This window comes from Mesorhizobium sp. M7A.F.Ca.MR.148.00.0.0, from assembly GCF_003997735.1.
Taxonomy (GTDB): Bacteria; Pseudomonadota; Alphaproteobacteria; order Rhizobiales; family Rhizobiaceae; genus Mesorhizobium.
Window position 1 is genome coordinate 6,229 of sequence record NZ_RZTB01000137.1, and the last position, 5,424, is coordinate 11,652.

At 61.9% G+C, this 5,424-nt stretch carries 7 protein-coding genes and 1 other RNA gene; 4 read left to right on the top strand and 4 right to left on the bottom strand.

The window, feature by feature from the left end; genetic code table 11:
- The coding region (locus tag EOB49_RS29560; RefSeq protein WP_127383052.1) for an SRPBCC family protein at window positions 1-447 on the top strand (447 nt) is incomplete at its 5' end.
- A 16-nt stretch (window positions 448-463) separates the two neighbouring features.
- Here the strand turns inward: EOB49_RS29560 and EOB49_RS29565 are convergent.
- From EOB49_RS29565 to ssrS, 4 genes are all read right to left on the bottom strand, one after another.
- Window positions 464-1,225 (bottom strand): TerC family protein, encoded by a 762-nt coding sequence (locus EOB49_RS29565; protein WP_127269216.1) that lies wholly within the window; start codon window positions 1,223-1,225, stop codon window positions 464-466.
- Window positions 1,226-1,299: 74 nt separating this feature from the next.
- Window positions 1,300-2,124, bottom strand: coding sequence for a YmdB family metallophosphoesterase (locus tag EOB49_RS29570; RefSeq protein WP_127270387.1), 825 nt, complete (start codon window positions 2,122-2,124; stop codon window positions 1,300-1,302).
- A 69-nt stretch (window positions 2,125-2,193) separates the two neighbouring features.
- Window positions 2,194-2,781, bottom strand: coding sequence for a 5-formyltetrahydrofolate cyclo-ligase (locus EOB49_RS29575; protein WP_127270386.1), 588 nt, complete (start codon window positions 2,779-2,781; stop codon window positions 2,194-2,196).
- Window positions 2,782-2,876: 95 nt separating this feature from the next.
- A non-coding RNA gene (ssrS, locus tag EOB49_RS29580) (6S RNA) lies at window positions 2,877-3,032 on the bottom strand.
- Between the two features lie 148 nt (window positions 3,033-3,180).
- On the opposite strand from ssrS, the gene EOB49_RS29585 reads away from it, so the two are divergent.
- The 3 genes from EOB49_RS29585 to EOB49_RS29595 form a co-directional block, all read left to right on the top strand.
- Window positions 3,181-4,020: a MoxR family ATPase gene (locus tag EOB49_RS29585; protein ID WP_023811813.1), complete on the top strand. Its 840-nt coding sequence runs from the start codon at window positions 3,181-3,183 to the stop codon at window positions 4,018-4,020.
- Between the two features lie 86 nt (window positions 4,021-4,106).
- Window positions 4,107-4,553, top strand: coding sequence for a GNAT family N-acetyltransferase (locus EOB49_RS29590; protein WP_127383049.1), 447 nt, complete (start codon window positions 4,107-4,109; stop codon window positions 4,551-4,553).
- Window positions 4,554-4,560: 7 nt separating this feature from the next.
- Window positions 4,561-5,424 (top strand): VWA domain-containing protein (locus tag EOB49_RS29595; RefSeq protein WP_245472876.1); only part of this gene is annotated, 864 nt, incomplete at its 3' end.

Here is a 5,424-nt window from a genome sequence, read left to right on the forward strand (position 1 = left end):
ACCGCCGAAGCCGGCATGCTGATCCGGCGGCCTGTCGCCGATGTATTCGAGGCCATCGTCGATCCGGCCATCACCACGAAATTCTGGTTCACCCATGGCAGCGGCCGGCTGGACAGCGGCAAGCAAGTCCTCTGGGAGTGGCGCATGTACGGTGTCTCGACGACCGTCAACGTCAGCGAGATCGTCGCGAATGAAAAGATCGTCATGCAATGGAGCGATCCGCCGACCACGGTGGTCTGGACCTTCACCGAAATGCCCGACGAGACGACCTTTCTCGAGGTTCGCAATTTTGGCTTCGCCGGGGATGGCGACGAGCAGGTGAAAGAGGCCGTCGGCTCAACCGGCGGCTTCACGCTGGTGCTGGCCGGCGCCCAGGCGTGGCTGGAACAGGGCCTGACGCTCGGCCTGATCGGCGACCGTCACCCGAAGGGCGTGCCAGGACATTAGGTATTCAGGGTCTGCCTCAATGCCCGCCGCCCGACTTCTTACGTCGCCGCGCCAGCATGTTGAGCCCCTCGACCAATGCCGAAAAGCCCATCGCCGCATAGATGTAGCCCTTGGGCACATGGTAGCCCATGCCGTCTGCGATCAGCGTCATGCCGATCATCAGAAGGAAGCCCAGCGCCAGCATGACGATGCTCGGGTTCTTGGCGATGAAGTTGGCCAGCGGCCCGGCCGCCAGCATCATCACGGTGACCGCGACGATCACGGCGATGTACATGATGGCGATCTCGTCGGTCATGCCGACGGCGGTGATGATCGAATCGATCGAGAAGACCAGGTCGAGCAGCAGGATCTGGAAGATCGCGCCGGCAAGGCTGATCTGCAGCGTCTCGCCCATCATCGTATCCTTGTGGTCGTCGGGATCGACGGTGTGATGGATCTCCTTGGTCGCCTTCCAGACCAGGAACAGGCCGCCGGCGATCAGGATCAGGTCGCGCCAGGAAAAACCGTGGCCGAAGGCCGTGAACACCGGCGTGGTCAGCTGGACGATGATCGAAATGGTGGCCAGCAGCACCAGCCGCATGATCAGGGCCGCCGAGATGCCGAGCCGGCGGGCACGGGCCCGTTGTGCTTCCGGCAGCTTGTTGGTCAGGATCGAGATGAAGATCAGATTGTCGATGCCGAGCACGACCTCGAGCACAATCAGCGTCAGCAGCGCGACCCAGGCCGTCGGGTCGGAAACAAATTGAAAATGCGGCGCCAGGAATTCGATGAGCTGCATGGAGGTCGTCCCCTCTTTTAACGATCTAGAGCAGTGTCGCCGGCAGTTAGGTACTAAGCGTGCCTATATCAATGTCACGACCAGAAGGACGGTGCGGTTTCCTCCAGCCGTGGCCCGCGACGAAACGGCGCAATCCGCTCGGTCAGCCCTGTGCGGTCTGAAATATCGACGCCGACGCCGCACAAGGTCGCCGGTCCGGTCGCCGCCTCGAAGCGGCCTTTCGGCACCTTCGACAGGAACCGGTTGAGCGGCTCCTCCTTGTCCATGCCGAGCGAGGAATCATAGTCGCCGCACATGCCGGCGTCGGACATATAGCCGGTACCGCCGTTGAGGATCTGGTGATCGCCCGTCGGCTGGTGGGTGTGGGTGCCGATGACGAGGCTGGCGCGGCCGTCGACGAAATGCGCGAAGCACATCTTTTCCGAGGTCGCCTCGGCGTGGAAGTCGATAATCACGGCATCCGCCTGCTCGCCGAGCGGACAGGCGGCAAGCTCGCGTTCGCCGGCCTGGAACGGATCGTCGAGCTCGGGATGCATGAACACCCGGCCCATGATGTTGGCGACCAGCACGCGCGCGCCGCTCCTGGCGATATAGACACCGGAGCCGCGCCCGGGCGTGCCCTTGGGAAAGTTGGAGGGACGCAGGAAGCGCTCTTCGCGCGGCGCGAAGGCCAGCGCATCACGCTGGTCCCAGACATGGTTGCCGGTGGTGACGACATCCGCACCGGCCGCAATCGTCTCGCGAAAGATATCTTCGGTGATGCCGAAGCCGCCGGCGGCGTTCTCGCCGTTGACGATGACGAAATCGAGTTTGAAGTCGGAGATCAGTCCGGGCAGTTGTTCCCACACCGCCGTGCGTCCTGTCTTTCCAACCATGTCACCGAGGAAGAGAAGTCTCATATGATCCCGCACCGAAGGTCAGCGAAAGCTGCATGACGCCAGTGAAGATCATGCGTCCCTTGTACTTATCTACAATTTTGGCGCGAAGCGGCGCAACCCGCTCTCGGTGAGTATTTCCGCAATGACGACGTCATGTTCCTCATCCGGCACCATTGCCACCTCCTGGCAGTCGAAGGCGATGCCGACCAGCCGCGGCGGCTCTCCCTTGTCGATCAGCTTGGCGATGGCGCGGTCGTAATAGCCGGCACCATAGCCGATGCGATGGCCGCGCGCATCGAAAGCGGCAAGCGGCACCAGCATCACCGAGGGGTCGAGCACCTCGGCTTCCTCGTGAGGGCCGACCGTGCCGAAACCCATCTCGACCATCGGCGCGCCGCGCACCAGTTCGCGAAAGACAATGGTGGTCTTGTCGAGAATGGCCGGCAGGCAAAGCCGTGCGCCCTTTTCGCGCAAGGCAAACATCAGCGGCCGAACGTCGACTTCCGAACGCATCGGCCAAAAGCCGGAAACGATCTGGCCCGGCTCGACGTGGAGGTGATCGCGTGCCGTCTCGGCCATTTCAAGCGCGACCTCCACCCGCCAGAATTCATCGAGCGCGTCGCGGCGTCCGAGGGCCTCACGGCGAAGCTGCTTTTTCAGGTCTTTGAGAGAGGTCATTCAGCCAGGGTAGAAAGGTCAGATCTGGATGGAGTTTTGGGAGCGACGTTTTCCACCGCAATCATCCACCGAAATGCGGGACGCGTGGCAATAAGTGACGATCCACACAACCGGTGGAGAGAGCGATCCCGGGAACCTACAAAGTAGGTGGGCGCCGTGTGAGAAAACCCACGGGTCTTCCCAGGGACAGCTCCCTAAGGATCGTTAAGGCCCCGGGGAAAATGTTCTCCTGCCGGGAAGCACAGACCGTCCCGCCCAATATAGGCTGCCGGCCGGCTAAGCGCCAGTGAGACGGGCATATGTTTCCATCAGGGTTCAAGCCCATTCGTCGCGGCCGGCGCACCCTTGCACAGGGTGAGCCGCGTCCTTACGGTTGCCATGACCAACCGAGGAGCAAGAATGCGTTTCGAAGGCACGGCGGCCTATGTCGCCGACAAGGATCTGATGGTGGCAGTCAACGCGGCGATCGCGCTGGAGCGGCCCTTGCTGGTCAAGGGCGAGCCAGGCACCGGCAAGACGGAGCTGGCCCGCCAGGTGGCGTCAGCACTTGGCCTCGACCTCATCGAATGGCACGTCAAGTCGACGACGCGGGCGCAGCAGGGCCTGTACGAATATGACGCCGTCTCGCGGCTGCGCGACAGCCAGCTTGGCGACGAGCGCTTCAACGACATCAGGAACTACATCAAGCGCGGCAAGCTCTGGGAGGCGTTCGCCGCCGGCAGGAAGGTCGTGCTTTTGATCGACGAGATCGACAAGGCCGACATCGAATTCCCCAACGACCTCCTGCAGGAACTCGATCGGATGGAGTTCTTCGTCTACGAGACCGGCGAAACCATCCGCGCCGCCGTCAGGCCGATCGTCATCATCACCTCCAACAACGAGAAGGAGTTGCCGGACGCGTTCCTGCGCCGCTGCTTCTTCCACTACATCCGCTTTCCCGACGTCGATACGCTGCACAGAATCGTCGACGTCCACTATCCCGGCATCAAGCAGAACCTGGTGCGCGCGGCGCTGACCCAGTTCTACGAAATCCGCGACGTGCCCGGCCTGAAGAAGAAGCCGTCAACCTCCGAGGCGCTCGACTGGATAAGGCTGCTGGTCGCCGACGACATCGCGCCCGAGGATCTGCGCGCCGATCCGAAGAACGCCCTGCCCAAGTTGCATGGCGCATTGCTGAAGAACGAGCAGGACGTTCATTTGTTCGAGCGGCTGGCGTTCATGGCACGAAGGCAGCAATAGGTCAGCAGCAGCGCTTTCCCTTCTGTGGACCGTTGCCCGCGGCCGAACAGGCAGGCAGCCTCGGCCAAACCTTCAGAGGAGATAACATGTCTGAGATTATCGTCCGCCCGCTCGCGCAGTCCGACCATGCTGATTGGCGGCGGCTGTGGACCGACTACCTCACCTTCTATGAGACGAAGCTGCCGGAAGAGGTCTACGCCATCACCTGGAAGCGGCTGTTCACCGAGGGTGAGTTCGAGCCGAAAGGCTTCATCGCCACGCTGGACGGCAAGGCGGTTGGGCTCACCCACTATCTCTACCACCGCTCAGGCTGGTCGGAAAAAAACAACTGCTATCTGCAGGACCTGTTCGCCGACCCTGACGTGCGCGGCAAGGGCATCGGCGCTGCGCTGATCGAGGCGGTGAGACAGGAAGCCGAAAAAGTCGGCGTCAAGAACGTCTACTGGATGACGCACGAGACCAACACCACCGCGCGCAAACTCTACGACCATGTCGCGCGCCGCACCGGCTTCATCGAGTATGATCTGCTGTAGATAGACAATGTTCATCCCCTTCTTCCTCGAACTGAAGGCCGCGCGTGTTCCCGTTTCGCTCAGGGAATATCTGTCGCTGCTGGAGGGGCTGGAAGCCGGGCTGGTCGACTACGACGTCGAAGGCTTTTATTACCTCGCCCGTGCGGCGTTGGTGAAGGACGAGCGCCATATCGACCGCTTCGACCAGGTGTTTGCCCATGTCTTCAAGGGCATCGAAGCACTGGGCGGGCCGGATGCCGTCGATGTCGCCAATATCCCCGAGGAATGGTTGCGCCGCCTCGCCGAAAAGCACCTGAGCGACGAAGAGAAAAAACTGGTCGAGGCGCTGGGCGGTTTCGAGAAACTGATGGAAACCTTGAAGCAGCGGCTGCAGGAGCAAAAAGGCCGCCACCAGGGCGGCTCGAAATGGATCGGCACCGGCGGCACCTCGCCTTTCGGCGCCTATGGCTACAATCCCGAAGGTGTGCGTATCGGCCAGCATGAAAGCCGCAACCGCCGCGCGGTGAAGGTGTGGGACAGACGTGAGTTCAGGAATTTCGACGATGCCGTCGAACTCGGCACCCGCAACATCAAGATCGCGCTGAAGCGCTTGCGTCGCTGGGTGCGCGAAGGCGCCGAGGAGGAATTCGACCTGCCCGGCACCATCCACGCCACCGCCGAACATGGCTATCTCGACGTGCAGACGCGGCCCGAACGGCGCAACGCGGTGAAGCTTTTGATGTTCTTCGATGTCGGCGGCTCGATGGACGACCACATCAAGAGCGTCGAGGAGCTGTTCTCGGCCGCCCGCGCCGAATTCCGCCAGCTCGAATATTTTTATTTCCACAACTGCCTCTATGAGGGCGTGTGGAAGGACAATCGCCGCAGGCAT